26 protein-coding genes and 1 other RNA gene are annotated in these 26,595 nt (G+C 38.5%); 13 read left to right on the forward strand and 14 right to left on the reverse strand.

Features of this window, described 5'->3' with window-relative positions; all coding sequences use genetic code 11:
• Nucleotides 1-74: 74 nt before the first annotated feature.
• From PNEUHYL_RS08245 to cydC, 4 genes are all read left to right on the forward strand, one after another.
• Nucleotides 75-932 (forward strand): co-chaperone YbbN, encoded by an 858-nt coding sequence (locus PNEUHYL_RS08245; RefSeq protein ID WP_059367041.1) that lies wholly within the window; start codon nucleotides 75-77, stop codon nucleotides 930-932.
• Nucleotides 933-1,004: 72 nt separating this feature from the next.
• Nucleotides 1,005-1,958: a thioredoxin-disulfide reductase gene (gene trxB / locus PNEUHYL_RS08250; RefSeq protein ID WP_059367043.1), complete on the forward strand. Its 954-nt coding sequence runs from the start codon at nucleotides 1,005-1,007 to the stop codon at nucleotides 1,956-1,958.
• A gap of 111 nt (nucleotides 1,959-2,069) precedes the next feature.
• The gene (gene cydD, locus PNEUHYL_RS08255) at nucleotides 2,070-3,830 is read left to right on the forward strand and encodes a heme ABC transporter permease/ATP-binding protein CydD (protein WP_059367045.1); all 1,761 of its coding nucleotides are present in this window, start codon (nucleotides 2,070-2,072) and stop codon (nucleotides 3,828-3,830) included.
• A complete protein-coding gene (gene cydC, locus PNEUHYL_RS08260; protein ID WP_059367047.1) occupies nucleotides 3,830-5,557 on the forward strand; it encodes a heme ABC transporter ATP-binding protein/permease CydC in 1,728 nt (575 codons plus the stop codon). Before cydD ends, cydC begins: the two co-directional genes overlap by 1 nt.
• 23 nt (nucleotides 5,558-5,580) lie before the next feature.
• Here cydC and ffs read toward each other — a convergent pair.
• Nucleotides 5,581-5,679: signal recognition particle sRNA small type (ffs, locus tag PNEUHYL_RS08265), an RNA gene on the reverse strand.
• Nucleotides 5,680-5,807: 128 nt separating this feature from the next.
• Here ffs and nrdG point away from each other — a divergent pair.
• The gene (nrdG, locus tag PNEUHYL_RS08270) at nucleotides 5,808-6,278 is read left to right on the forward strand and encodes an anaerobic ribonucleoside-triphosphate reductase-activating protein (protein WP_059367049.1); all 471 of its coding nucleotides are present in this window, start codon (nucleotides 5,808-5,810) and stop codon (nucleotides 6,276-6,278) included.
• On the opposite strand, the gene PNEUHYL_RS08275 is transcribed toward nrdG, so the two are convergent.
• The 5 genes from PNEUHYL_RS08275 to PNEUHYL_RS08295 form a co-directional block, all read right to left on the reverse strand.
• Nucleotides 6,273-7,529: a glycosyltransferase gene (locus PNEUHYL_RS08275; RefSeq protein WP_078061249.1), complete on the reverse strand. Its 1,257-nt coding sequence runs from the start codon at nucleotides 7,527-7,529 to the stop codon at nucleotides 6,273-6,275. The genes nrdG and PNEUHYL_RS08275 overlap by 6 nt on opposite strands.
• 46 nt (nucleotides 7,530-7,575) lie before the next feature.
• Nucleotides 7,576-7,929: a hypothetical protein gene (locus tag PNEUHYL_RS08280; protein ID WP_059367053.1), complete on the reverse strand. Its 354-nt coding sequence runs from the start codon at nucleotides 7,927-7,929 to the stop codon at nucleotides 7,576-7,578.
• A gap of 4 nt (nucleotides 7,930-7,933) precedes the next feature.
• Entirely contained in the window at nucleotides 7,934-8,725 is a 792-nt protein-coding gene (locus tag PNEUHYL_RS08285; protein ID WP_059367055.1) for a TatD family hydrolase, read from the reverse strand.
• A gap of 29 nt (nucleotides 8,726-8,754) precedes the next feature.
• Entirely contained in the window at nucleotides 8,755-9,309 is a 555-nt protein-coding gene (locus tag PNEUHYL_RS08290; protein WP_059367056.1) for a hypothetical protein, read from the reverse strand.
• A 62-nt stretch (nucleotides 9,310-9,371) separates the two neighbouring features.
• Nucleotides 9,372-9,881 carry a peptidylprolyl isomerase gene (locus PNEUHYL_RS08295; RefSeq protein ID WP_059367058.1) on the reverse strand — a complete coding sequence of 170 codons (510 nt, stop codon included), beginning with the start codon at nucleotides 9,879-9,881 and terminating at the stop codon, nucleotides 9,372-9,374.
• Between the two features lie 101 nt (nucleotides 9,882-9,982).
• Here PNEUHYL_RS08295 and cysS point away from each other — a divergent pair, with 101 nt between their 5' ends.
• The 6 genes from cysS to PNEUHYL_RS08325 all read left to right on the forward strand — a co-directional run bounded on the left by cysS (nucleotide 9,983) and on the right by PNEUHYL_RS08325 (nucleotide 16,903).
• Complete coding sequence (gene cysS / locus PNEUHYL_RS08300; protein WP_059367061.1) at nucleotides 9,983-11,362, forward strand: cysteine--tRNA ligase; 1,380 nt, start codon at nucleotides 9,983-9,985, stop codon at nucleotides 11,360-11,362.
• Nucleotides 11,363-11,732: 370 nt separating this feature from the next.
• Nucleotides 11,733-13,328, forward strand: a complete 1,596-nt coding sequence (locus PNEUHYL_RS08305) for a lactate permease LctP family transporter (protein ID WP_059367063.1) — start codon at nucleotides 11,733-11,735, stop codon at nucleotides 13,326-13,328.
• 128 nt (nucleotides 13,329-13,456) lie between these two features.
• Nucleotides 13,457-14,191: a (Fe-S)-binding protein gene (locus PNEUHYL_RS08310; RefSeq protein WP_059367065.1), complete on the forward strand. Its 735-nt coding sequence runs from the start codon at nucleotides 13,457-13,459 to the stop codon at nucleotides 14,189-14,191.
• 1 nt (nucleotide 14,192) lies between these two features.
• Entirely contained in the window at nucleotides 14,193-15,602 is a 1,410-nt protein-coding gene (locus tag PNEUHYL_RS08315; RefSeq protein ID WP_059367067.1) for a LutB/LldF family L-lactate oxidation iron-sulfur protein, read from the forward strand.
• Between the two features lie 20 nt (nucleotides 15,603-15,622).
• Nucleotides 15,623-16,324 (forward strand): LutC/YkgG family protein, encoded by a 702-nt coding sequence (locus PNEUHYL_RS08320; protein WP_059367070.1) that lies wholly within the window; start codon nucleotides 15,623-15,625, stop codon nucleotides 16,322-16,324.
• Nucleotides 16,325-16,585: 261 nt separating this feature from the next.
• Nucleotides 16,586-16,903 (forward strand): zinc ribbon domain-containing protein YjdM, encoded by a 318-nt coding sequence (locus tag PNEUHYL_RS08325; protein ID WP_418066643.1) that lies wholly within the window; start codon nucleotides 16,586-16,588, stop codon nucleotides 16,901-16,903.
• Between the two features lie 74 nt (nucleotides 16,904-16,977).
• Here PNEUHYL_RS08325 and PNEUHYL_RS13775 read toward each other — a convergent pair whose 3' ends face one another.
• The 5 genes from PNEUHYL_RS13775 to PNEUHYL_RS08350 form a co-directional block, all read right to left on the reverse strand.
• Nucleotides 16,978-17,100, reverse strand: coding sequence for a hypothetical protein (locus tag PNEUHYL_RS13775; RefSeq protein WP_255204588.1), 123 nt, complete (start codon nucleotides 17,098-17,100; stop codon nucleotides 16,978-16,980).
• 179 nt (nucleotides 17,101-17,279) lie between these two features.
• Complete coding sequence (locus PNEUHYL_RS08335) at nucleotides 17,280-18,551, reverse strand: TRAP transporter large permease (protein ID WP_059367074.1); 1,272 nt, start codon at nucleotides 18,549-18,551, stop codon at nucleotides 17,280-17,282.
• A 9-nt stretch (nucleotides 18,552-18,560) separates the two neighbouring features.
• Nucleotides 18,561-19,031, reverse strand: a complete 471-nt coding sequence (locus PNEUHYL_RS08340; protein WP_059367075.1) for a TRAP transporter small permease — start codon at nucleotides 19,029-19,031, stop codon at nucleotides 18,561-18,563.
• A gap of 62 nt (nucleotides 19,032-19,093) precedes the next feature.
• A complete protein-coding gene (locus tag PNEUHYL_RS08345) occupies nucleotides 19,094-20,077 on the reverse strand; it encodes a TRAP transporter substrate-binding protein (protein WP_059367077.1) in 984 nt (327 codons plus the stop codon).
• Nucleotides 20,078-20,090: 13 nt separating this feature from the next.
• A complete protein-coding gene (locus PNEUHYL_RS08350; protein ID WP_059367080.1) occupies nucleotides 20,091-21,134 on the reverse strand; it encodes a zinc-binding dehydrogenase in 1,044 nt (347 codons plus the stop codon).
• Nucleotides 21,135-21,294: 160 nt separating this feature from the next.
• Between PNEUHYL_RS08350 and PNEUHYL_RS08355 the strand changes: the two genes are divergently transcribed.
• Together PNEUHYL_RS08355 and uxuA are read left to right on the forward strand one after the other, a co-directional pair.
• Nucleotides 21,295-22,047, forward strand: a complete 753-nt coding sequence (locus PNEUHYL_RS08355; protein ID WP_059368848.1) for a GntR family transcriptional regulator — start codon at nucleotides 21,295-21,297, stop codon at nucleotides 22,045-22,047.
• 28 nt (nucleotides 22,048-22,075) lie between these two features.
• Nucleotides 22,076-23,260, forward strand: coding sequence for a mannonate dehydratase (uxuA, locus tag PNEUHYL_RS08360; RefSeq protein ID WP_059367083.1), 1,185 nt, complete (start codon nucleotides 22,076-22,078; stop codon nucleotides 23,258-23,260).
• 422 nt (nucleotides 23,261-23,682) lie between these two features.
• Here the strand turns inward: uxuA and PNEUHYL_RS08365 are convergent, their stop codons facing one another.
• From PNEUHYL_RS08365 to PNEUHYL_RS08375, 3 genes are read right to left on the reverse strand one after another with little or no spacing between them, the layout of a single operon-like run.
• Complete coding sequence (locus tag PNEUHYL_RS08365; protein ID WP_059367084.1) at nucleotides 23,683-24,321, reverse strand: bifunctional 4-hydroxy-2-oxoglutarate aldolase/2-dehydro-3-deoxy-phosphogluconate aldolase; 639 nt, start codon at nucleotides 24,319-24,321, stop codon at nucleotides 23,683-23,685.
• Nucleotides 24,322-24,330: 9 nt separating this feature from the next.
• A complete protein-coding gene (uxaC, locus tag PNEUHYL_RS08370) occupies nucleotides 24,331-25,734 on the reverse strand; it encodes a glucuronate isomerase (RefSeq protein ID WP_059367087.1) in 1,404 nt (467 codons plus the stop codon).
• Nucleotides 25,735-25,743: 9 nt separating this feature from the next.
• Entirely contained in the window at nucleotides 25,744-26,589 is an 846-nt protein-coding gene (locus tag PNEUHYL_RS08375) for an SDR family oxidoreductase (protein WP_059367091.1), read from the reverse strand.
• Nucleotides 26,590-26,595 lie beyond the last annotated feature (6 nt).

The raw sequence follows: 26,595 nt of genomic DNA on the forward strand, positions 1-26,595 counted from the left end.
ATTTTCAAAACATTTCTAAAATTGACCGCACTTTGCTAAAATCAGCCATTATTTTTTCCGAACAAGGATGAACAATGGCTGATTTTCCTTTTGTTATTGAGATTAACGAACAAAATCTCACTGAAATTCTTCAACAGTCGCTTGAAAAACCGCTTGTAGTGAACTTTTATGCACCGAGCCATAAAGAATCGGCAGATTTTTTAGCATTATTGGAACGGTTGGTGGAGCAATATCAAGGACAATTTATACTCGGTAAAGTAAATTGTGAGGTAGAACAGCTGATCGCCGCACAATTCCGTATTCAAGCCTTACCCACCACTTATTTGTTCAAAGAAGCACAAGCCTTGGATGCCTTTCCCGGTGCGTTGGATCAAGCATCACTGTTACAACGCTTAAGTGTTATTTTACCAAAAGAAGAAGAGATTAAATTTCACCAAGCCTTGGATTTCTTGCAAGTTGAAAATTATGATACCGCATTGCCGCTATTAAAAGAGGCTTGGGAACTTTCCGATAAGAAAAACAGTGATATTGCTCTACTCTATGCGGAAACCTACATTGCAATGAAAAAAACCGAACCGGCGCAAGAAATCTTAAACCAAATTCCATTGCAAGATCGTGACAGCCGCTGGCAAGGCTTACAAGCACAGATTGAATTACTGATTCAAGCCGCCGATACACCGGAAATTCAGCAATTAACATCAGATTATGCCCAAAACCCGACAACGGAAATTGCTATTAAACTTGCCATACAACTTCATCAGGCAAACCGCAATGAAGAAGCACTTTCTCTCCTCTTTGATATATTAAAGAAAGAATTAGATGCACAAAATGGCGAAGTAAAACAGCAATTTCTCTCTATTTTGAGTGCAATGGGCAATGCCGATCCATTAACGAACAAGTTTCGGCGCTTGCTTTATTCCCTACTCTACTAAAAAAGAAACGGATAATCCGTTGGGCAAATTGAATTAATTTATCTATCAACTCATAAAAATTAGGGATACTTTATGTCAAAGATTAAACATGCAAAACTTTTAATTTTAGGTTCCGGCCCTGCCGGCTACACGGCGGCAATTTATGCCGCACGGGCAAATTTAAAGCCGGTACTCGTAACAGGTTTACAACAAGGCGGGCAGCTCACAACAACTGATGAAATTGAAAACTGGCCGGGTGATTTTGAAATGACGACCGGCTCAGGCTTAATGCAACGTATGTTACAACACGCAGAAAAATTTGATACGGAAATTGTCTTTGATCACATTAATCGTGTGGATTTATCTTCTCGCCCGTTCAAACTTTATGGTGATGTACAACAATTCACTTGCGATGCCTTAATTATTGCAACCGGCGCATCCGCACGCTATTTGGGATTGCCTTCGGAAGAGAATTATAAAGGTCGTGGTGTCTCTGCCTGTGCAACCTGTGACGGTTTCTTTTACCGTAACAAACCCGTTGCAGTCATTGGGGGCGGCAATACCGCGGTGGAAGAAGCACTTTATTTAGCCAATATTTCAAGCTGTGTTCATTTAATCCACCGTCGTGATAGTTTCCGCGCAGAAAAAATCCTCATCGACCGTCTCTACAAAAAAGTGGAGGAAGGAAAAATTGTGCTTCATACCGACCGCACTTTAGACGAAGTATTAGGCGATAATATGGGGGTGACAGGTTTACGCCTGCAAAATACCAAAACCGGAGAGAAAGAAGAATTGAATCTTGACGGCTTATTTGTGGCAATCGGTCATTCACCAAATACAGAGATTTTCCAAGGACAACTCGAACTTAATAACGGTTACATCGTGGTAAAATCCGGTCTTGAAGGCAATGCTACCGCCACTTCCGTGGAAGGGGTATTTGCTGCCGGCGATGTCATGGATCACAATTATCGTCAAGCCATTACCTCTGCCGGTACAGGCTGTATGGCTGCACTGGATGCCGAACGCTATCTGGATGCACAGAAATAAATTGCAGAATGTGTAAGGTAAAACTTAACACATCCCGTTACTCATCATTGTGCGTGAATTTTCCAAATTCACGCCCATCCATTCTATCCGAATTAGGATGAACGAGAACCTATGGACAAACTTCGTCAAAAATACCTGCAAAAATGGCTACATGCGCAACAGCAACCAATAAAAAAATTAATGCGCGCCAATATTGCCCTTGCCACATTCTCTTCCATCATTTTGGTGATACAGACTTATCTCCTTGCAACCTTGCTTGATAAACTAATCATGCAGAATACATCGCGTGATGAACTCATTCCTTATTTTATCGGCTTAATTTTCAGTTTTGCCTTACGCGCCTTAATTTTGTGGGGGCGCGAAAAAATCGGTTTTGAAGCCGGCCGCCAATTACGCAATCATATTCGCCGGCAAATTCTGGATAAAATTCACCTTGTCGGGCCGGCGACAATCAATCAAAAACCGGCCGGAAGCTGGGCAAGTATTATGTTGGAACAGGTAGAAAATTTACATAATTTTTATGCCCGTTTCCTACCGCAACAAAGCCTTTCCGTGATTGTCCCGATAGTGATTTTGATTGCGGTCTTTCCGCTAAATTGGGCGGCAGCATTAATCCTAATGGTTACCGCGCCTTTAATACCGCTCTTTATGATTCTTGTAGGCATTGCTGCGGCAGACAGTAGCCAGAAAAATATGGAGACACTCGCCCGTTTAAGTGCACAATTTTTGGATCGCTTACGCGGACTTGAAACTTTACGGCTTTTTAACCGCTCTTCCGAACAAATCCAACACATAGAAAAAACAACGGAGCATTTCCGTGAAACCACAATGGACGTGCTAAAACTCGCCTTTTTATCCTCTGCCGTTTTGGAATTTTTTACCTCTATTTCTATTGCGTTAATGGCAGTCTATTTTGGTTTCAGTTATTTAGGGCAAGTCGAATTTGGTACTTATAGCACACCGCTTACCCTTTTTATCGGTTTCTTTTGTTTAATTCTCGCCCCGGAATTTTATCAACCGCTACGCGATCTCGGCACTTATTATCATGATCGTGCCGCCGGTATCGGGGCGGCGGATGCCATTGTCGATTTTTTAGAAACCGATTACCTCACCACTCAACAAAATAAGCGTACGATTACCTTTGAAAGTGCGGTTGAAATTCGGGCAGAAAATTTAATCGTGCTTTCCTCCCAAGGAGTGCCGCTCACCCAACCGCTTAGTTTTCATATTCCGAGCAATCACAATGTGGCGTTAGTCGGGCAAAGCGGAGCCGGAAAAACCTCTCTAATGAATGCTATTTTAGGTTTTTTGCCTTATCAAGGTTCATTAAAAATCAACGGGCAAGAACTGCGTGAAAGCGATCTCGCAAACTGGCGCAAACATATCGCTTGGGTAGGGCAAAATCCCTTGTTATTGCAAGGCACAATCAAAGAAAATCTGCTGCTTGGCGATATTCAGGCAAGTGATGAAGAAATTGATCGGGCCTTATCTCTCGCACAGGCTAAAGAGTTTACCGATAAACTTGGCTTAGACCACGAGATAAAAGACGGCGGTTTGGGCGTTTCGGTAGGACAGGCGCAACGCCTTGCCATTGCTCGCGCACTTTTAAGAAAAGGGAAATTGATCTTACTTGATGAACCGACAGCAAGCCTCGATGCCCAATCTGAAAATTTAGTGCTACAAACTTTAAGTGAAATAAGCTGTTATCAAACCACGTTGATGATTACCCATCGTATTGAAGAATTAAAACAATGCGATCAGATTTTAGTGATGCAACAAGGTGCAATTGTTCAGAAAGGTGATTTTTCACAACTCAGAAATAACGGTTTTTTTGCCGAATTACTCGCTCAACGACAACAGGATATTCAATAATGCGAGCATTACTGCCTTTTATACGTTTATTTAAGTTTGCCAAATTACCATTAATTTTAGGGTTGCTGTTAATGATTAGCGGATTAGCTTCCAGTATGGGATTGCTTACCCTATCGGGATGGTTCTTGGCAGCCACCGCTATTGCCGGACTTGGTACACTGTTTAACTTTTTTTACCCTTCCGCCAGCGTGCGAGGGTTAGCGATTGGGCGTACGGTCGCACGTTATTTTGAAAAAATCGTTACCCACGATGCTACTTTTCGTATTTTAGCGAAACTGCGCGTCCAAGTATTTGAGCGAATTATTCCCTTAAGCCCAGCCGTGCTCAATCGCTATCGTAACAGTGATTTGTTAAATCGCTTGGTTTCTGATGTTGATACTCTCGATAGTCTTTATTTACGTTTACTTGCCCCTTTTTTCACGTCAATCTTCGTCACGATTGCTATGACAATTGGGTTAAGCTTCATTAATATGCCGCTTTCATTGGGTTTAGGGGCATTTTTATTGTGCTTATTAGTGTTGATTCCGATCATTTTCTATCGTTTAGGAAAACAGTTTGGCGAACCTTTAATCCGTACACGAGCCAATTACCGCACACAATTTTTGGAATTTATTCAGGCACAAGCCGAACTTTTATTATTTAATGCGGAAAAACAAGTCAAAGAAAAAATGGCGGCAACCGAGAGAAATTGGCAAGCGGAGCAAGCAAAAGAAGCAAAATTAAGCGGATTTTCCACCGCACTTGTCCTCTTCCTAAATGGTTTGCTCATTTGTGTCATGTTGTGGTTTAGCAGCCAAGCGGATTTTGGTACAGACAAATATCGTGCCGCCTTTATTGCCCTTTTCACCTTTGCGGCGTTGGCTGCTTTTGAAATTATTATGCCATTGGGTACGGCATTTTTGCATATCGGTCAAGTCATTGCCGCGGCAGAACGGGTGACCGATATTATTGAACAACAACCCTTAGTTGAGTTTCAGGGCAACGCCGAATTTAAACTGCAAGAGCGGTTAATTTCTGCGAAGAATTTGAGTTTTACCTATCCTGAAAGAGAAAATCTTGCACTGGATAACCTCACGCTTGATTTGGAACAAGGGCAAAAAATTGCGATTCTTGGTAAAACGGGTAGCGGTAAATCAACATTATTGCAATTATTGGTACGTAACTATGATGCCGATCAGGGGGAACTTTTACTCGCCGGTAAAGCGGTTTCACTCTATTCCGAACAAACGTTGCGCGAACAATTTTGCTTTTTAACTCAGCGGGTACACGTGTTTAGCGATAGCCTACGTCAAAATTTACAGTTTGCCGCCCACCAAAAAATCGCCGAAGAGAGAATGATCGAGGTACTCAATCAAGTGGGATTGGGCAAATTATTAGAGCAAGCACAAGGATTAAATATATGGCTTGGTGACGGCGGCCGCCCTCTCTCCGGCGGCGAGCAGCGTCGTCTGGGAATTGCACGCATATTATTAAATAATGCACCGATTTTATTATTAGATGAACCCACAGAGGGGCTTGATCGTGATACAGAACGCCAAATTTTACGTTTAATTTTACAACATGCGGAAAACAAAACCCTGATCATGGTGACCCACCGTTTAACCGCAATTGAACAATTCGACACAATTTGTGTAATAGATGAAGGGAAACTTATTGAAAAAGGCAATTACGACAGTCTAATCAAAAAAGAAAACGGATTTTTCAAACGATTAGTGGAACGGATATAAGAAAAAGGAGAAGTTGGGCGGAAACCTTCCCAGCTTCTTCTCGGCACACAGAAATTCCGACTTTGGCTGCTTTCTTCCGAACCTGACCGGGTAAACCGGACACCGTTGCGAGAGACCGAGAAGGTTTCCATTGATATCGCAATGCGATTGCGCACTATTATGCAAGAATTAAATGGCCATTGCAAAGATTAATTGCACACAATGGTGAATTTGACGAGAATTTAAACCGCACTTTTCAGGAATTGGCAAAATGAACTATTTACAATATTACCCTGTTGATGTAGTGAATGGCGAAGGGACACGCTGTACTCTTTTTGTGAGTGGCTGTACCCATGGCTGCAAGGGTTGCTACAACCAAAAAAGTTGGTCGTTCAATGCCGGCGTAGTATTTGACGAGGCGATGGAACAACAGATTATCAATGATTTAAAGGATAGCCGTATCAAACGCCAAGGTTTGACACTGTCCGGAGGCGACCCATTACATCCTCGTAACATAGAAACGCTTTTGCCTTTCGTACAACGGGTAAAACATGAATGCCCCGACAAAGATATTTGGGTATGGACAGGTTACAAATTAGACGAATTGGACGAAAATCAGCGTGCTATGTTGTCCTATATTGATGTCCTCATTGATGGAAAATTTGAACAAGAAAAAGCCGACCCCAGCCTGCTCTGGCGGGGATCGGCGAATCAGATTATTTATCACTTTAAGGATTTATAATTTCACCTCAAAAGGAAGCCATTTTTTCATCAATTGTAATACTTCTTCTGTGAAATAATGATAGGCTTCAGCTTTCAATTCCGGTGAATACTGTGAATATTGATAACGATAAGCTATACTAAAGTTAACCGCTCTAATTCTTTCTAAATTGACAAACATTCGTTTTGCTTCGTCATTAACATTTTTAATGTCATTTTGGCGTTGTTCATAAAGTTTTATTAAATATTTATCAAGTTCAAATAGATGAACAAGTTTTGATATATCGTTTTTTGTTGTGGTGAGACTATTTGGTCTTAAACGATAGTGATAAAATACACGCCCTACCTCAATCACTGTAACATCTGAGAGAGAAAGAATTTCTGCAATAAACAGCAAATCTTCCCCAATATTTAAGGCTTCATTAAGCCAAAGATTATTTTGGCGCAAAAAGTTTGTTCTAAAAAAACCAAAACAGCAACTTGGAAGCCAATCCCATTTGAGCATATCATTCAAATGTTGATAACTACTCATAACCTCATATTGATTTGATTTTATTCGGGAGGACTCAAACCTACGTGAACAAGGTCCTCTTGAATCGCATTCATAACTATTTTCTATGGTGCCTTTTAGCACATCGGCTTGATGTCTGTCAGCAATCTCAACCATGCTGCCTAAATGAGTTTCAACAATCCAATCATCTGGATCGACAAAATAGACATAACGTCCTTTCGCTTGCCTCAAGCCGGCATTACGGGCAGAAGCAACCCCTTGATTATGTTGATTGATGAGGGTAATGAAGGGATAACGAGAGAAATACTGCTCGGCAACGGCTAGACTACCATCCGTTGAACCATCATTGACAATGATGATTTCTTTACTCACGGACTGTGAAACAAGACTATCCAAACACTGAGCAAGATATTTTTCGACATTGTAAACAGGAACAACAAAACTTAGACTAATCTCTGACTGACTGACTGACTGACTGACTGACTGACTGACTGACTGACTGACTGACTGACTGACTGACTGACTGACTGACTGACTGACTGACTGACTGACTGACTGACTGACTGACTGACTGACTGACTGACTGACTGACTGACTGACTGACTGACTGACTGACTGACTGACTGACTGACTGACTGACTGACTGACTGACTGACTGACTGACTGACTGACTGACTGACTGACTGACTGACTGACTGACTGACTGACTGACTGACTGACTGACTGACTGACTGACTGACTGACAAAATGATATTTCTCCATAGTGTACACTGCAATGAAACTATTTTATTACATATAATACATTTTCCTATGTCGATTTTAACCAATGGTTTATATAGAACTCAATATCATCATCACTATAACCAAGTAATTTCCCGATTTTTCTTTCTAAATCAGGATTAAATTTACAAAAATTTTGCCGTAGTATTGAGGCTAACCTCTCTGCGTTTGCTACATTTTCCAATCTATAAATTAAATAATAGCTAAAATCACCCAATAATTTGTCTTTTAGCTTAATTTCTTTCAGTTCAAAAGTTTTATTCTCTAAATAAGGAAAAAAATCCTCGGGCACTTCACTGTCCGTGTAAAACAATGCAATCTCTTTTTGATGATTGAGCATTAATTCTAATTCTCTCCCTTCATGCGGTCCTAAAACGCCCATCTTATTATCTCCCAAATAATTTATTACTATTACACCAAATAACCTCTTTTATTTGATCGGATTCCTCATTCCTTAGCTCACATAAGGAATGAAATACCTGAATAATCCGCTCAGGACGATTTGGCTGCCCCTGGAAACCAAACACCGGCATATCGGGGGAATCCGTTTCTAACACCAAGGCATCCAAAGGCAATTTTGCAATGGCTTGGCGGGTTTTGTTCGCCCGTTGATAAGTAATGGTGCCACCGACACCGATTTTATAACCAAGATCCACAAACCGTTTGGCTTGATCATAACTACCGGCAAAACCATGTATCACGCCATATTTAGGCAATGAAATACGTTTTAAAAAAGTAAACACTTGATCATGAGATTTTCGACTATGAATATTTACGGGTAAGTCAAATTGTTTCGCTAAATAAAGCTGACTTTCAAAAAAATGACATTGTTTTTGCCAAAGTTTGTCCGTCAATAAATCGGGAATCGCTCGTTCTAAACCAATTTCCGCCAGCGCCGTACCATTTTTATCACGCTGCCCTAACGCTTGTTCCAACACGGATAAATCCTTTTCCGAATGTTCTTTAATATAAAGCGGGTGCAAACCTAGCCCGTAATATAAACTTTCCGGATAAAGTGCGGTCATTTTTTGAATTGTTTTGAAATCCCGTTCAAGCACTGCAACAATCAGAATTTTCTCTACATCGGCTTGCTTAGCATTTTCCACTAGTTGTGAAAGGGAGTCGCCGGTAAACCGCTGTAAATAATCAAGGTGGGTATGAGTATCGAAAAAAGGCATAATATTTAATTTAGTCAAACCTTATTATTCTATTCTTGATCTTCCTGCTCAATCAACTGCCAATCAATTTCATCGCTGATATATCCTTCTTCATGTAACCCATTTATGAAACGGGAATGACAATAATCACTATCCAATTCTGATAATGCCCAATTAGGTTCTCCTGCACGAGGGTTCCCCTCATCTAATAAAGAAATAAATTGCTCAGTAACCGTTTGTGTATAGAGTTGCAAATACCTTCCTAACTCTTCAGGAGAAAGGTATTGTTTTACCTTTTTATGTAATGCCATAAATTCATCGCTTTCCTCCGCATATTCTTGGGTATAGTAAATATGCTTGCTCACCTCACGATTAATTTTTTCCAATTCTCTTAAAACAGCAAATCGAGCAAATTGAGGGAGATTTTCTTTAATCTCACTGATTGCCCAAGAAAACGGTTTTTTTGAACCTGCTTTTCTCATTTTATTTATCAAAGCAAGTAGATTATTTCGTTCTTGTTCCGTGAGAGAATGAATTGTATTAAGGTAATATTCTCTTTGATAATCCTCATACTCTGCTTCAACAATTTTAATCAGTTCTTCCATTAATATTGTCCCCATTGGTTATTTTAAGTAAAAAACCTGAGACAAGGCTCAGGTTTCTTTCATTATTCTACGCTAACGGAATTAATTACCACATCCTCTTTCGGTACGTCTTGGTGGAAGCCTTTACTACCGGTTTTCACGCCCTTAATTTTATCCACAACGTCCATACCTTCAACCACTTCACCGAACACGGCGTAGCCCCATTCTTGTACCACAGTTTTGCCAAACATTTCTTTAGAACGATGATCTAAAAAAGTGTTATCCGCCACATTAATAAAAAATTGTGCCGTTGCCGAATGCGGATCAGAGGTACGCGCCATCGCAATAGTGCCTCGTTTATTGCTTAATCCGTTTGCCGCTTCATTTTGAATTGGGGCATTTGTATTTTTCTCTTTCATTCCGCTTTCCATACCGCCACCTTGAATCATAAATCCATCAATTACGCGGTGGAAAATTGTGTTATTATAAAAACCCTCTTTACAGTAATTTAAGAAATTTTCTGCCGTAACAGGGGCTTTATCAAAATCTAATTTAATTTTAATATCGCCAAAGTTTGTGTGTAACGTAACCATTTTGTTTTCCTTATGAAAAATTGAGGGCTACATTATTCCACAATCAAGCTAAAAGTGCTATAAAGTGCGGTCAGTTTTTACCATATTCTACGAGCTTAACCATGCTAAAAATCTTCAATACCCTAACCCGAGAAAAAGAAATTTTTAAACCTATTCACAAAAATAACGTGGGTATGTATGTGTGCGGTGTCACAGTTTATGACCTATGCCATATCGGTCACGGACGAACTTTTGTTTCCTTTGATGTGATCGCCCGTTATTTACGTTATTTAGGCTACAATTTAACCTATGTACGCAATATTACCGATGTAGATGACAAAATCATTAAACGAGCACTAGAAAACCAAGAAACCTGCGAACAATTAGTTGATCGCATGGTTACTGAGATGTACAAGGATTTCGATGCCTTGAATATTTTACATCCGGATTTTGAACCGCGCGCCACCCATCATATTCCTGAAATTATTGAAATCGTTGAAAAATTAATTCAGCGAGGACACGCCTATGTCGCACAAAACGGGGATGTCATGTTTGATGTAGAAAGTTTCAAAGAATACGGTCAATTATCCCGTCAAGATTTAGAGCAATTACAAGCCGGCGCACGGGTTGATGTATCTGACGTGAAGAAAAATCCGATGGATTTCGTGCTATGGAAAATGTCAAAAGAGAATGAACCGAGTTGGGCTTCACCTTGGGGAGCCGGTCGACCTGGCTGGCATATTGAATGCTCAGCGATGAACAGTAAACAACTCGGCAATCATTTTGATATCCACGGCGGCGGTTCCGATTTAATGTTTCCCCACCATGAAAACGAAATTGCCCAATCCTGCTGTGCTCACGACGGAGAATATGTCAATTACTGGATTCACTCCGGCATGATTATGGTAGATAAGGAAAAAATGTCGAAATCTCTCGGCAATTTCTTCACTATTCGTGATGTACTGAGTCATTATGATGCCGAAAGCGTACGTTATTTTCTGTTATCCGCCCACTATCGTAGCCAACTAAATTATAGTGAAGAAAATTTAAATCTTGCCCATAGTGCCCTAGAGCGGTTATATACTGCATTGCGGGGAACGGATCAAAGTGCGGCTGCTTTTGGCGGAGAAAATTTTGTGGCAGCGTTCCGTGATGCGATGGATGATGATTTCAGCACGCCTAATGCAATTTCCGTTTTATTTGAAATGGCAAGAGAAATCAATAAATTAAAATCAGAAAATCAAGCGTTGGCGGACGGTTTGGCTGCCCGCTTACGTGAATTGGCAAATATTCTCGGATTACTTGAACAAGATCCCGAACAATTCTTACAGGCGGGTTCCAATAATGAAGAAATCGCTAAGATAGAAAATTTGATCAAGCAACGTAATGATGCCAGAGCAGCCAAGAATTGGTCTGCTGCCGATGCGGCCCGCAATGAACTCAATGCAATGGGTATTATTTTGGAAGACGGGCCAAACGGTACAATTTGGCGTAAACAATAATATTAAAAAACTACGGCATTATGTAGCAAATGTACAATTTAAAGAAAATTTAGAGATGCCACGCTGGCGTCCGCATACAACCTTTTAAAATCATTGAATTTTTTCGGACGCCGGCATGGTGTCCCTAGCGATGAGATAAAATCTAAGTTTGTGCAACTGCTACATAATACCGAAAAACTAAAAAAGTGCGGTCAAAATTGACGCACTTTTATCTACCTACTTTAGGTAATCATTCAATATATTTAAATAATTTTTATGATCAAAGTCACAATTTTTCAACATTTTACTTTATTTATCCAATAACTTATTTACAATTCATCACCAATTAACCTAACAATCTTAAAGAACCCCTAGTTATATAAGGAATCCTATGGCTCTTTTTTTTAGTATCTTTCCAATTGTTTTACTGATTTATCTAATGGTAAAACGTAATGCACTTCCTTCTTATGTTGCTCTTCCTTGGATTGCCGTGGTGGTGCTGATTATTCAGCTTATTTATTTTGGTACCGATATTTCAACAGTCAGTGCCAATATCGCTTCTGCCATTATTGCGGTGCAAACGCCTATTACGGTTATTTTCGGAGCGATTTTATTTAATCGTTTTTCGGAAGCGTCCGGCGTAACCGATACCTTGCGTAAATGGTTAGGTGAAATCAACCCCAATCCGGTCGCACAAATAATGATTATCGGCTGGGCCTTTGCTTTTATGATTGAAGGCGCTAGTGGTTTTGGTACACCTGCAGCAATTGCCGCTCCTATTCTTGTCGGCTTAGGCTTTAACCCAATAAAAGTTGCCGTTTTAGCCTTAATTATGAACTCAGTTCCCGTTTCTTTTGGGGCGGTAGGTACACCAACTTGGTTCGGATTTGGCCCATTAAATTTAGCAGAGAGTCAAATACTTGAAATAGGTTCAATAACAGCAACCATTCATGCTTTTGCTGCATTAGTCATTCCACTCATTGCGTTGCGTTTTATCGTGTCCGGAAAAGAAATCCGCCAAAATATCGTATTTATTTATATTAGTATTTTTGCGTGCGTTATCCCTTATTTCTTCCTTGCACAGATAAATTATGAATTCCCGTCTTTAGTCGGCGGTGCAATCGGTATGTTTATTTCCGTATTTGTAGCGAATAAAGGTATTGGCTTAGCGAAAGTAGAAAATACATTAGATAATACGGGAGTCAATGGCAAAGAAGTAGCTAAAGCATTATTACCAACAGGCTTACTGATTTTGTTTTTAATCGTAACCCGTATTCAACAACTACCATTCAAAGCCATGATGAACGATGCAACAACTTGGTTTGCAGTACAGCTTGGTTCTCTCGGACAATTTGAAATCAGTAAAGGTTTAATTTTCAGCTTAAAAGAAATTTTCGGCACTAATGTAAATGCCAGCTACAAATTACTTTATGTTCCGGCTTTAATTCCATTTATTATTACCGTTCTAATTTGCGTACCGTTGTTTACAATGAACGCTCAAAAAACCAAATCGATTTTTATCGGTAGTTTGAAACAATCCAGAAACCCATTTTATGCACTTGTCGGCGCATTAATCATGGTAAACTTAATGCTTGTTGGCGGTGATGCTTCAATGGTTAAAATTATTGGTAAAAGCTTTGCTCAAGCAACCGGAGAATATTGGACAATCTTCGCTTCTTACTTAGGAGCGGTAGGCGCGTTCTTCTCAGGTTCTAATACCGTCTCAAATCTCACTTTCGGTAGTGTACAATTATCGACAGCAGAAATTACCGGGTTATCAGCAAGCCTCATTCTAGCACTACAATCTGTTGGGGGAGCGATGGGCAACATGGTTTGTATTAATAACATCGTTGCGGTAAACTCTGTTTTAAATATTCAAAACCAAGAAGGTGCAATTATTAAGAAAACTGTCATACCAATGTTTGTGTATGGTGTTATTGCAGCAGTAGTGGCATTAACTATTATTCCAATGTTTTTCAATGTTTAATATAGAGAAATAACACTACAAATTTATATTTTACTAAACCTAAAAGGAAGTATTTATACTTCCTTTTGTACTATAACAGTAGTATAAATACGATTTTTTCTTATTCTTAATTTTAATAGGCATATCAAATGAATGTAAATTTTTATGTGACCTGCATTGCAGATGTCGTGAAAGCCGGTGTTGCAAAAAACACCGTTCTCTTGCTCGAAAAGTTGGGGTGCAATGTCATTTTCCTAGAAAAACAAGGTTGTTGTGGGCAACCTGCGATAAATAGCGGTTATACGAAACAAGCCTTAGCCGGAATGAAAAATTTAGTTGAAACCTTTGAAGTAAACGATCATCCTATCGTCGCTCCGGCCGGTTCATGCGTTTCTGCAATTAAATATTATCCAGAATATTTTAATCGATTTGGTGAAACCGAATGGGCAAAACGAGCAGAAAATATATCAAAACGCTTTTATGATCTTACCGATTTTATCGTCAATGTTCTCGGAAAAACCGATATTGGAGCCACATTAACAGGCAAAGCTGTTTATCATCCTTCTTGTAGTTTAAGCCGTAAACTCGGTATCATCGATGAGCCTCTCGCTTTGCTTCGCAACGTAAAAGGTTTAGAACTTCTTCCAATTCACAATCAACAAACCTGTTGCGGTTTTGGCGGAACATTTTCAGTTAAAATGGCAGAAATTTCCGGAGAAATGGTTACAGAGAAAGTAAAAAATATTACCGAGGTTGAACCGGATTATTTAATTGGTGCAGATGTAAGCTGTTTAATTAATATTGGCGGGCGTTTACAACGTGAAGGCAAAAAAGTAAAAGTTATGCATATTGCAGAAGTTCTAATGCAACAAGGAGAAGTTTAATATGTCCCATTTACAAACCAACAACCTTCCTTTTAAAGAACGTGTCGAACAGCAAATTCACAATGAAATCATGCGTAAAGCGGTAATCAAGGCTCAAGAAACCATTGGTGCAAACCGCCAAAAAATGGTTGATGAATTAGGGCATTGGGAAGAATGGCGTGATCTTTCTAAACAATTCCGTAATCATGTTTTAGCTAATTTAGATGCCTACTTATATCAATTAAGTGAAAAAGTCACCCAAAACGGGGGACACGTTTTTTTTGCCGAAACGGCTGAAGAAGCAAGCGATTATATCCGTAAAGTTGCCCTAGAGAAAAAAGCTAAAACTATTGTTAAATCAAAATCAATGGTAACGGAAGAGATCGGTTTAAATTCAGTTTTGGAAACCGAAGGAATAAAAGTCGTTGAAACGGATCTAGGTGAATATTTACTCCAAATTGTTGGCGATAAGCCCTCTCATATTGTTGTACCGGCCATCCATAAAGATCGTCATCGTATTCGAAAAGAATTACACGAAGTATTGGGCTATGAAGGTACTGAGCAACCGGAAGAAATGAATGCGTTTATCCGTAAAGTTTTACGAAAAGATTTCTTAAAGGCGGATATTGGAATTTCGGGCTGTAACTTTGCCGTACCTGAAACAGGTTCGGTTTGTTTAGTAACAAATGAAGGCAACTTACGGTTAGCCACAACTGTTCCGAAAACACATATCGCTGTAATGGGGATGGAACGTATCGCACCAACCTTTAAAGAAGTCGATGTACTAATTACAATGCTTTGTCGCAGTGCTGTAGGCGCAAAATTAACCGCCTACAATACTTGGCTTACAGGCCCACGTCTAGAAAATGAAGCTGACGGCCCGGAGGATTTCCATTTAGTAATTGTTGATAATGGACGTTCAGCGATTTTAGAAAGTGAATTCAAGGAAGTTCTACGTTGTATTCGCTGTGGCGCATGTCTAAACACCTGCCCTGCTTATCGCCAAATCGGCGGACACGGCTATGGTTCCATCTATCCAGGGCCAATCGGTGCTGTCATATCTCCTCTTCTAGGCGGTTACAAAGAATTTAAGGAATTACCTTATGCTTGTTCACTTTGTAACGCATGTAACAGTGTTTGCCCTGTTAAGATTCCACTTGCCCAACTCATTCTTAAACATCGTGAAAAAATGGTAGAACAAGGCATTACACCAAAAATCGAACAACTGGAAATTAAGGGCTTCACATTTGCCAATTCCCACCCTACTCTTTGGAATATGGGAGTTAAAGTCGGGGCAAAAGCGATAAGTAAATTTATCAAAAATGGAAAACCTGCAATTAAAATGGGGGCATTAGGTGAATGGACAAAAGCCCGTGATTTACCGAGCAGCGATGGCGAAAGCTTCCGTGAATGGTTTACGAAACGGAAATAATTCAGAAGGAATTAATAACAATGAATTTAGAAAACAGAGAAAATTTCTTAAATAAACTTGCAAATAAAATGGGTAGAACACGCCAATTAGTGCCAACGCCCATGGAAGAGCCATTAAATAACTATCCTTTGACTCGTTTAACACATTTATCTCAAAGCGAACTTTGTGATGAATTTATAAATTTCGCGAAAATTCTATTAGTAGATATTGTTGAAACGAAAGAAGAGAATGTCACAAAAGCGATTATAGATGTCTGCGAAAAATATGGTGGCGGTAGCATCGTACTTAACCATGATTCCCGCCTTGAAGAGCTTGGTATTATTGATGCGGTAAAAAATACATTCGACAGTTACGTGTGGGATTACGATAATGGTGACGAAAACATCATAAAATCAGCCAAAGCGAATATTGGCATCGTACACGGTGAATACGGGCTTGCGGAATCAGGAGGCGTTGTTTTATTTTCCGCTAAGGAAAATGGTCGCTCAACAAGTTTATTACCTGAAAAATCAATTGTCGTCATTCGTAAAAGTGCGGTACTTCCGCGTGTTGCTCAATTAGCTCAAATTCTTCATGAAAAAGCCCTCGTTGGAGAACGTATGCCATCCTGCATTAATATTATTTCCGGCCCAAGTGCTACCGCAGATATTGAGCTAATTAAAGTTGTCGGTGTCCACGGCCCCGTTTCTCAAATTTATGTTCTCATTGACGATTTGAACTAACCCTTCTAAACCAATAAAACCAGCTTAATAGCTGGTTTTATATTTATCAGTATAGACTTCCCCTCACGTTGTCACAGCTTAAACCGGCCTAGAAATATAGTCTTTCAGATCATACGTATAGAATTATTCAATATTCTTATAAGCAAAGAAAGTTGTTCCCCATTTTCCCTAAAGTAACCGCACTTTTGGTGAATACCTTATTTTTTGCTATACTCATGCGTTCATCATAATTGAATAAAAAAGGAATAACCTATGGAACAAATGCCTGCTTGCCCAAAATGCCAGAGTGAATATGTCTATCACGATTCGGTAAACTTCGTTTGTCCGGACTGTGCTTATGAATGGAACGGCACTGAGCCGGTTGAGTCAGATGACGATCAACTTATTGTGAAAGACAGTAATGGCAACCTACTTGCAGATGGGGATGATGTACTTTTAATTAAGGATCTAAAATTGAAAGGTTCATCTGAAGTCTTAAAAAAAGGCATAAAATTTAAAAATATTCGTTTAGCCAAGGGCGATCATAATGTTGATTGTGGCAAAATCATGTTGAAATCTGAATTTTTAAAAAAAGCATAGTGACAAAAGTGCGGTCAAAAAACAATAATTTTTATGACCGCACTTTTTTTAGTCTTTTATTTTATCCCGCTAAATCAACCACGTCTTTGACTAAACGCCCCATTGAATCCCAGTTTTTTGACCGGAGCTGTTGTTTCACCACAAACCACTACATTAGGAATTTGTGAACTTAAGTTATCCGTACCGGCAGAAAACATAATGAACCCTGAATATCATTTGGAAAGCTATTTAGGCTCAGATAAGTGGCTGAATTTAATCTATCGCCAGCATAACTTTGCCATATTTCACCAAATGACTTACCATTCCGTTCAATCATATATTTACCGATAAATGTAATATTGTTCACTATTAAATTAACAATAATATTGCTACTTCATTAAGATAACCAATTCATTGGAACAATGACGATATCAGGAAAAAATACCATTAATAGCATAATAATTGCGTATATTAGTAAGAATGGAGAAATACCTTTAGATAACTTTCCAATGCCTAATTTAGATATTCCGGAACCAACATATAATACCGTTCCAACCGGTGGAGTGATTAGTCCAATAGATAAATTAATTACCATCATGATGCCGAAATAAGCAATATCAATATTATATGCTCTTAATAGAGGTAATAATACCGGTACAAAGATTAATACAGCCGGAATTAAATCCATAACACATCCTACTAATAATAAAAATAGCATAATAATTAGCATGAGAATTGTTGGACTATCAGTTAATCCTTTAATTGTTTGAACTAATTCGGTTGGAATTTGAGCAACTGTTATTGCAAAAGCTGAGATCATTGCCGCCGCTGCAACAAACATTACCATTGAGGTTGTTTTAATTGTTCCGATAAAAACTTCTCTTAATTTAGCTAATGTTAATTCTTTATAAGCTGCACTAACTAATCCGGCATAAATGGCTGCCACAACTCCCGCTTCCGTTGGTGTAAAAATTCCTCCTCTTAAGCCAACAATAATGATTACAGGTAGGAGTAACGGCCAGAATGCTTTTTTGAATGCACTCCATATTTCTTTTCCACTTTGTTTTCTCTCTAAACTTGAATCATTATTCCGATAAAGCATTTTCCAGACAAACCATAATCCTATAACCATTAACAAGCCGGGAACTGTTCCTCCCATAAATAGTTTAGTTATAGAAGCACCTGCAGTAATGCCATAAATAATCATAGGAATACTAGGAGGGATAACGACAGAGATAATACCTGCTGCACAAATAAGTCCGGTGGAACGAGCTGCATCATATTTTTTTGATACCATCATTGGAATAAGTATTGCACCCAATGCAGCAGTATCTGCAACGGCAGATCCGGATAATCCAGCAAAGATTAATCCCGAAATGATTGCAACATAACCTAATCCACCTTTAATATGCCCTACCATACTTGTGGCGAAGTTAATAATTCTCTCTGATATTCCACCGTGTTTCATAATTTCCCCTGTAAGCATAAAAAATGGAATAGCCATTAGAGGAAAGTTATTAGTTCCCATTACAAAATTTTCTGTAATTAATTGAGTGTCAAACATATCAAGATGATATAGCATAATGCTTGCACTTAATAACATTGATAAAGCAACGGGAACGCCAAGGAATAATAAGAAAAATAAACTACCTAAAAATAATAGTAACATTTTAATCTCCTATTTATCCAAAGAATTTTTATTATCTTTGATTACACTAAATATGATAATAAAGAAATATGAGACTGATGAGATAACCGCTGCAAGATATAAAAAAGATGAAGATATTCCTGTTGCAGGCATTTTTTGTGTATATGTTAAAGCCATTAATTGCAATGCGCCAAAAGCAATGAATATCATTGAAACCAAAACACATAAATTAGAAATAAGTGATACTATTTTTTTATATTTTTCAGGTAAGGATGAAATAACAATATCAACTGTCAAATGAGCTTTATCTTTAGCAACTAAAATTATTCCTAAGAAAATCATATATACAAAGCAAATCCTAGAAAACTCCTCCGAAAAAGCAATACCGGAATCAAAAAAGTACCTTAATAATGAATTGAAAAAGACAAGTGAAATCATAATAATTAAGGCTAACATAGAAATATATTCTAATATTTTATCCAAATACTTTACTATTTTCATAAGATTATTTCCTTATTCCCCCACTTTAATAGAATTAAAGTGGAGGCTATACTCATATTTTATTATTTAGCATCATTAATTTTCTGTACAATCTCTTTAGCCCAATCATACTTCTTATAAAAATCATCATATAAAGATTTTGAAGCACTTATCATGTCAGTCTTGAATGATTCATTAGGAACAATAATTTCATTTCCATGCTTAGCAAGATAGTCTTTAACTTCAGACTCTTTCTCTATTGCTAATTCCCATTCTTTCTCTTGGTATAATTTAGCTGCTTTTTGGAAAATAGCTTGATCTTCTTTAGGAATTTTATTCCATGTTTTTAAACTAATTTGTAATAAACCGGGAGAGAAAATATGATTAGTCTGAATAATATATTTTTGCACTTCGTATAAACCGGAATCTTTAATTAGCATATAAGGGTTTTCTTGACCATCAATAACTTTTTGTTCTAATGCGGTAAACACCTCGCTAAGTGGCATACTTTGCGAGTTAATACTCATTGCTTTTGCCCAATCAACAAATAATGAGTTTAATGGAACTCTTAAACGCAACCCCTTGAAGTCATCAAATTTTTCTAATTTTTTATTTGATGAAATAACACGAAATCCATTCATACCATAAGCAAGTAATTTAATACCATATGTTTCCATTTTTTGACCAATTTCATTGGCAACGGGAGACTCCAACACTTTTTTCGCTTCTTGATTGTCTTTAAAGAGATAAGGCCACTCCCATACACCAAAAATAGGATCAACATTTTGTAATAATAAACCTGTAATACCGGCTTCAATAGTGCCGTTACGTAAACCATTTAAAATTTGATCTTCCCCACCTAATTGGTTATTAGGATAAATTCTAATTTCGTAGCGATGATCCGTTTCATTTTCAACTGTTTTCTTAAAATATTCTTGTAATGCTATATGAGACGGATGCATATCAGAATTATAATGGCCTAACTTAATAATTGTTTTTGCAAAAACACTGCCACTAAATAGTATGCTAGAAACAAGTAATAATTTACTCAATGTATTTTTTCTCATGATTTTATCCTCATTATTGATTATTCATCTGGAAAACAGCATTAATTTTTAAATAATTCTCTGGGTTATTTGATAATTCAGAAATAAAATTAGGGATTTCCTCAAAATTTATGCTTTTGGTAATAATATTAGATGCATCAATTTTATGTGTAGAAAGCATGTTTAATGCTTCTTCAAATTCACCTTTACTTGTTCTAGAACCATAGATATTTAGTTCTTTGAATGTTATTAAATTAGTTGGTAACGGTGTTTCTGCCTTTGGCCATCCAGTTAGCGCAATACGTCCTGCAAAAGATGCATAATGCAGCGTGTTTTTTATTGAACTGTTTGCGCCTGAAGCTTCCATTACGACTTCAGCCATACGGCTATTTGTGATTTCTTTGATTCTGTTAATATCATCTTCTTTTTGAGGATTGATGATATGTTCTATTCCTAAAGATTGGGCATACTCAAGTCGTTTATCCAAAATATCGACTAAAATAGGGACTGCGCCGTATTGAATAGCGACTAATGCAGCCATTAATCCGATAGCGCCCGCACCGATAATAATAATGTGTTCGTTCTCTTTTAAATTTGCTCTATGCAAAGCATGTAAAGCAATCGTTAAAGGCTCTGCCAGAGGTAGTTGGTTGATTGGTAAATTATCGGGTACTTTCGTTATAAGATGAGCAGGATGCCTAATGACCTCTTGCATCCCCCCATCAATATGTACACCAATAACCTTTAAGGATTCACAACAATTTGTTCTACCAATTGAGCAAGGATAGCACTTACCACAGTACACATAGGGATCTACTATAACTCGATCGCCAACTTTTACATTTTCAGGCATACCAATTCCACTTTCTATAATTCTGCCTACAATCTCATGACCTAGTATTCTTGGATAGGTTACTAATGGATTTGTACCTCTATATGCCCCAATATCCGACCCACAGATTCCCATTGATTCAACTTGGATAAGTACGTCATTGTTGCCTTTTTGAGGGTACACCACTTCTTTTACCGATACCTTATTAGGCTCTTCCAAGCATATAGCTCTAATTAACTTTGTCATATTCAAACTCCCCGTGTTTTCTTAATGGAATAAAATTACTTGCTGTAATTAACTATGATATGATTATGAGACATTAAAAATCATTTTGGAATACCAAAATATTATTTTTGTGACCAAAATCACAAAATTTAAAAATTGGAGTACCAATTTTGGAGAAAATATGGAAAATATCACTAATAGAACATATACCCGAATTGGGGAATATCTTAAACGAGACATATCTCAAGGCATTTATGCTGTTGGAGATAAGCTACCGACTGAACGAGAAATTTCTGAAAAATTTGGAGTCAGTCGAACGATTGTTCGTGAAGCAATGGTCATGCTGGAAGTTGAAAAATTAGTAGAAGTTAAGAAGGGTTCAGGGGTTTACGTTGTTAGGATACCCACAGCTCATTCCGATATAGAAAATACTAGTTTGCCTGATGTTGGCCCTTTTGAATTATTACAAGCTCGCCAGTTATTAGAAAGTAGTATTGCCGAATTTGCGGCAGTGCAAGCAACAAAGAAAGATATTTTAAATTTAAAGCAAATTTTACATCGAGAAAAAGAATTACTCGCTCTAAATCAAGATGACTACAGCGCAGACAAAGATTTCCATATTGCATTAGCAGAGATCACGCAAAATGATGTACTGGTAAAATTACAAGAACAGTTATGGCAATATCGTTTTAACAGTGCAATGTGGGCTCAGTTACATAGTAGAATTTTACAAAAAGATTATCACCATTTATGGATAGAAGATCATCACACAATTTTACTGGCAATTCAGAAGAAAAACGCGAATGCAGCCAGAAAAGCAATGTGGCAGCACTTAGAAAATGTAAAAGTGAAATTGTTTGAGTTATCTGATGTAGAAGATCCACATTTTGACGGATACCTATTCAATACAAATCCGGTTGTTGTAGGTATCTAACGACTTACAATAACATAGGAGTTTAAAAATGGAACAAACATGGCGTTGGTATGGCCCCAAAGATCCGGTTTCTTTATCCGATATTCGTCAGTCCGGGGCGACCGGTATTGTTACCGCTCTTCACCATATTCCCAACGGAGAGGTGTGGTGTATTGAAGAAATTGAAAAGCGGAAAGCCGAAGTGGAAAATGCCGGCCTCACGTGGTCTGTCGTGGAGAGTGTGCCGGTTCATGAAGAAATTAAAACACAAACCGGCAATTATCAAAAATGGATTGATAACTACAAACAAACGCTGCGCAACTTGGCACAATGCGGTATTGACACCGTTTGCTACAATTTTATGCCCGTTTTAGACTGGACCCGCACCGATTTAGCCTATGAATTGCCCGACGGTTCTAAAGCATTGCGTTTTGATCATATCGCTTTTGCCGCCTTTGAACTTCATATTTTAAAACGCCCGGGCGCAGAACAAATTTATAATCAAGAAGAACAAGCAGCTGCGAAACGCTATTATGACAAGATGTCTGCACAAGATATCGAGCAATTAACACGTAATATTATCGCCGGCTTACCGGGTGCGGAAGAAGGCTATACACTTGATGAATTTCAAGCTCAATTAGATCGTTATAACGCGATTTCACCGGAAAAATTCCGTACCCATTTGGCTTATTTCTTAAATGAAATTGTGCCGGTTGCACAAGAAGTCGGCATTAAAATGGCCATTCATCCTGACGATCCGCCACGCCCGATTTTAGGGTTACCGCGTATTGTCTCGACCATTGAAGATATGCAGTGGTTTGTGGAAACCCAACCGTTACCGGCAAACGGGTTTACCATGTGTACCGGCTCTTATGGCGTGCGCTCTGACAATGATTTAGTAAAAATGACCGAGCAATTTGCCAATAGAATTTACTTCACGCACTTACGCTCTACCCAACGTGAGAACAACCCTTTTAGTTTCCATGAAGCGGCGCACTTAGAAGGCGATGTAGATATGTTTAATGTGGTAAAAGCATTACTCACTGAAGAATATCGCCGCTTAAATCATGGTGAAACCCGTTTAATTCCAATGCGCCCAGATCACGGCCATCAGATGTTGGATGATTTACATAAAAAAACCAACCCGGGGTATTCCGCCATTGGACGATTAAAAGGTTTAGCCGAATTTCGCGGGTTAGAAATGGCGTTAAAGAAAGTGTATTTTAGTCAATAACTAACTCATCAAAGGGAGATGGTTTTTCCATTTCCCTTATTAATATCTGCTATGCTAAAAATGCCGAACAATTTTTTAGACAGCTGTTAGAAAAATGAACAGACTAAAGGCTTCACTATCGCCGAAATTACGCAACGAATTTTTGTTTTTGATATTGAGCAACATTCTGATACACCATCCAAAAACAGTTAAACTAACTCCGCCAAAGAGGCAGGATTACACGAAAACAAATCAGCTTGAAGTACATTGATAACGAAAATAAGCGGTATCTCTACCGCTATTTTATCTCTATGCTAAAGACTTTAGCGCCATCATCCCATCTATTGAGCCTTTGTCCACTAATGACTTGTCTCTAAATAATTTAATGAAACTGCTCAATAATATCGATTTTTATGACCGCACTTTTCCTGTAGCCTCTCATTTTATCTCGTGAAATCAACTACTTCTTTGACTAAACGCCCTATCTCATCCCAGTTTTGTGAACGAATTAATTGTTTCTCCACAAACCAAGAACCACCACAAACCACCACATTAGGAATAGCAAGATAATCTTTAATATTATGCAACCCGATACCGCCGGTCGGCATAATTTGTAATTGCCCATAAGGCCCAAGTAAGGCTTTGATCATTTTAATGCCGCCCGACGCTTCTGCCGGAAAAAATTTCACTGCAGAAATTCCCAATTCTAGCGCCGCCTCAATTGACATCGGATTATTCACCCCCGGTGTAATCGGGAAATCGAGGTCTTGACATAATGTCACAATTTTCGGGTTAAAACCCGGTGTAACAACAAAATCCGCCCCACTATTTTTGGCTAAAACCACTTGCTCCGCCGTTAAAACCGTTCCTGCCGCAATCAAGAAATCCGGACGTGCCGAACGCAACAGACGAATCGCCTCCGCCGCAGCCTCCGAACGAAATGTAATTTCCGCCACCGGTAAACCATTTTTAGCCAAGCTATCTGCTAACGGTAAAATATCTTCCGCATTGTCTAATGCAATCACCGGAACAACTTTAAACCGACGGAGTTTTTCGATGATTTGATTGGTTGTATATGACATAGTTTTTCCCTATTTAAAATAATGTTTAGCATTGTTAAAGCAGATATTTTCAATCATTTTGCTTAACAGAGGCATATCATTTGGCGCTTCACCGTTCTCGACCCATTTCCCAACCATTTCACATAGAATACGTCGGAAATACTCGTGACGGGTATAAGATAAGAAACTCCGAGAGTCAGTTAGCATACCGACAAATTGGCTTAATAAACCTAATTGTGAGAGTTGCTGTAACTGACGTTCCATCCCATCTTTTTGATCATTGAACCACCACCCCGAACCAAATTGGATTTTGCCTGCAATTCCGCCGGTTTGAAAATTACCAATCATGCTGGCAATCATTTCGTTATCACGCGGATTTAAGCAATATAAAATAGTTTTAGGCAGTTGATTCTGGCGATCCATTGCATCCAATAAATGGGAAAGTGATTCTGCATACATACGATCACCAATAGAATCAAATCCACTATCTGCACCAAGTAAAGCAAACATTCTGCTGTTATTATTACGGATTGCGCCAATATGCATTTGCATCACCCACTGACGTTTACAATATTCAGCGGCTAACCATACCAAAATAGCAGTACTAAATTGGGCAATTTCTTCTTCAAAGAGCGGTTGATTTTGCAAGCGTTTTTGAAGAATCTCGTTAAGTACCAATTCATCAGGAATGGGCGCAAAACGTACAATTTCCATACCATGATCAGCTGATTTGCAACCATGTGCATCAAAATGATCTAATCGTTTTAGCAGTGCTTTTTGTAGATCCGCAAAGGTTTGAATATCCACATCGGCAACTTCGCTTAATTGAACCAAATACTCATTAAATTGTGGCAATTCAATTTTAAAAATTTTATCCGGTCGCCAGCTTGGTACAACATCAATATCAAAACTGTCATCATCTTTTATGGCTTGATGATATTCTAATGAATCAATGGGATCATCTGTTGTACCTGCCAATTTCACATTCATTTGCTGCATAATGCCACGGGCTGAAAATTCCGGTTGTTGCAACATTTCATTACATTGATGCCAAATTTTATCTGCATTTTGCGGATTAAACAGTATATTTGTGATACTGAAAGGACGACGTAACTCTAAATGTGTCCAGTGGTAAATCGGATTACCAATACAAAACGGAACAGTTTTTGCCCAAGCTAAATATTTTTGGTAATTGTCCGCTTTGCCTGTAATCAATTCTTCTGAAATGCCAGCAGTTCGCAATGTACGCCATTTATAGTGATCCCCTTCTAACCAAATTTCAGCTAAGTCTTTAAATTGGCGATTCTCAGCGACCTCTTTTGGGTTTAGATGACAGTGATAATCAAAAATAGGCTGATGTTTGGCATAGTCATGATAGAGTGTTTTTGCCGTATTTGTTGAAAGCAAAAAATCTTCGTCCATAAATTGTTTCATTTGATTCCCCTATACACCGCTATAAGCCGAGAAACCACCGTCAACAGGGACTACAACACCATTCACAAAGCTGGAATAATTATCATCAATTAAGAATAATAAGGCGCCGAGCAATTCTTCCGGTTCACCAAAACGTTCCATTGGGGTATTAGTCAAAATTTTGTTTGCACGTGCAGTGGGGTTTCCTTCCGCATCAAATAATAAGCCTCGATTTTGATTGCTGATCAAAAAACCCGGTGCGATAGCATTACAGCGAATACCCACTTTTGAAAAATATACCGCAAGCCATTGGGTAAAATTACTAATTGCCGCTTTGGCGCCTGAATATGCAGGGATTTTTGTAAGCGGTGTAAAGGCATTCATACTGGAAATATTGATAATATTTGCGCCTTTTTTACCAAGCATATCTTTGGCAAAAACTTGAGTTGGCAATAAGGTTCCCAAATAATTGAGATTAAAGACAAACTCAATACCGGATTTATCTAAATCAAAGAAAGTTTTAGTGCTTTCATTTAAATCAAACTGATGAAATTCATTATCTGTTGTCGCTTTTGGATTATTGCCACCCGCACCGTTAATTAAAATGTCACAAGTACCGAAATCAGCCGCAATTTGCTCTCGTACTTCTTTAATACTTTCAAGCTCCAATACATTTGTTTTATAGGCTTTAGCATTACCTCCCCTTTGGTTAATTTCTTGTGCAACTTTATCAGCAGCTTCAAAATTAATATCAAGTAGGGCAATACTTGCTTTAGTATGAGCCAGTTGCTTTGCTAGAAAGGCACACAATATGCCTCCGGCACCGGTGATGACAATAACTTTATTTTCCAGATGATGGTTAGCTGCAATATTCATATTAAT

Origin of the sequence: Rodentibacter caecimuris, from assembly GCF_001019715.1 — a bacterium.
GTDB classification, from domain to species: Bacteria; Pseudomonadota; Gammaproteobacteria; order Enterobacterales; family Pasteurellaceae; genus Rodentibacter; species Rodentibacter caecimuris.

Excerpts from the sequence above, each read along its gene's own strand:
- PNEUHYL_RS08340 (WP_059367075.1), bottom strand. The coding sequence starts at position 19,031 with ATGAAAATAGTAAAGTATTTGGATAAAATATTAGAATATATTTCTATG.
- PNEUHYL_RS08245 (WP_059367041.1), top strand. The coding sequence starts at position 75 with ATGGCTGATTTTCCTTTTGTTATTGAGATTAACGAACAAAATCTCACT.
- PNEUHYL_RS08305 (WP_059367063.1), top strand. The coding sequence starts at position 11,733 with ATGGCTCTTTTTTTTAGTATCTTTCCAATTGTTTTACTGATTTATCTA.
- PNEUHYL_RS08325 (WP_418066643.1), top strand. The coding sequence starts at position 16,586 with ATGCCTGCTTGCCCAAAATGCCAGAGTGAATATGTCTATCACGATTCG.
- uxaC (WP_059367087.1), bottom strand. The coding sequence starts at position 25,734 with ATGAAACAATTTATGGACGAAGATTTTTTGCTTTCAACAAATACGGCA.
- PNEUHYL_RS08290 (WP_059367056.1), bottom strand. The coding sequence starts at position 9,309 with ATGGAAGAACTGATTAAAATTGTTGAAGCAGAGTATGAGGATTATCAA.
- PNEUHYL_RS08335 (WP_059367074.1), bottom strand. The coding sequence starts at position 18,551 with ATGTTACTATTATTTTTAGGTAGTTTATTTTTCTTATTATTCCTTGGC.
- trxB (WP_059367043.1), top strand. The coding sequence starts at position 1,005 with ATGTCAAAGATTAAACATGCAAAACTTTTAATTTTAGGTTCCGGCCCT.
- PNEUHYL_RS08310 (WP_059367065.1), top strand. The coding sequence starts at position 13,457 with ATGAATGTAAATTTTTATGTGACCTGCATTGCAGATGTCGTGAAAGCC.
- nrdG (WP_059367049.1), top strand. The coding sequence starts at position 5,808 with ATGAACTATTTACAATATTACCCTGTTGATGTAGTGAATGGCGAAGGG.
- PNEUHYL_RS08365 (WP_059367084.1), bottom strand. The coding sequence starts at position 24,321 with ATGTCATATACAACCAATCAAATCATCGAAAAACTCCGTCGGTTTAAA.
- uxuA (WP_059367083.1), top strand. The coding sequence starts at position 22,076 with ATGGAACAAACATGGCGTTGGTATGGCCCCAAAGATCCGGTTTCTTTA.
- PNEUHYL_RS08285 (WP_059367055.1), bottom strand. The coding sequence starts at position 8,725 with ATGCCTTTTTTCGATACTCATACCCACCTTGATTATTTACAGCGGTTT.
- cydC (WP_059367047.1), top strand. The coding sequence starts at position 3,830 with ATGCGAGCATTACTGCCTTTTATACGTTTATTTAAGTTTGCCAAATTA.
- PNEUHYL_RS08375 (WP_059367091.1), bottom strand. The coding sequence starts at position 26,589 with ATGAATATTGCAGCTAACCATCATCTGGAAAATAAAGTTATTGTCATC.
- PNEUHYL_RS08345 (WP_059367077.1), bottom strand. The coding sequence starts at position 20,077 with ATGAGAAAAAATACATTGAGTAAATTATTACTTGTTTCTAGCATACTA.
- PNEUHYL_RS08315 (WP_059367067.1), top strand. The coding sequence starts at position 14,193 with ATGTCCCATTTACAAACCAACAACCTTCCTTTTAAAGAACGTGTCGAA.
- PNEUHYL_RS08350 (WP_059367080.1), bottom strand. The coding sequence starts at position 21,134 with ATGACAAAGTTAATTAGAGCTATATGCTTGGAAGAGCCTAATAAGGTA.
- cysS (WP_059367061.1), top strand. The coding sequence starts at position 9,983 with ATGCTAAAAATCTTCAATACCCTAACCCGAGAAAAAGAAATTTTTAAA.
- PNEUHYL_RS08320 (WP_059367070.1), top strand. The coding sequence starts at position 15,623 with ATGAATTTAGAAAACAGAGAAAATTTCTTAAATAAACTTGCAAATAAA.
- PNEUHYL_RS13775 (WP_255204588.1), bottom strand. The coding sequence starts at position 17,100 with ATGTTTTCTGCCGGTACGGATAACTTAAGTTCACAAATTCCTAATGTA.
- PNEUHYL_RS08280 (WP_059367053.1), bottom strand. The coding sequence starts at position 7,929 with ATGGGCGTTTTAGGACCGCATGAAGGGAGAGAATTAGAATTAATGCTC.
- PNEUHYL_RS08295 (WP_059367058.1), bottom strand. The coding sequence starts at position 9,881 with ATGGTTACGTTACACACAAACTTTGGCGATATTAAAATTAAATTAGAT.
- PNEUHYL_RS08275 (WP_078061249.1), bottom strand. The coding sequence starts at position 7,529 with ATGGAGAAATATCATTTTGTCAGTCAGTCAGTCAGTCAGTCAGTCAGT.
- cydD (WP_059367045.1), top strand. The coding sequence starts at position 2,070 with ATGGACAAACTTCGTCAAAAATACCTGCAAAAATGGCTACATGCGCAA.
- PNEUHYL_RS08355 (WP_059368848.1), top strand. The coding sequence starts at position 21,295 with ATGGAAAATATCACTAATAGAACATATACCCGAATTGGGGAATATCTT.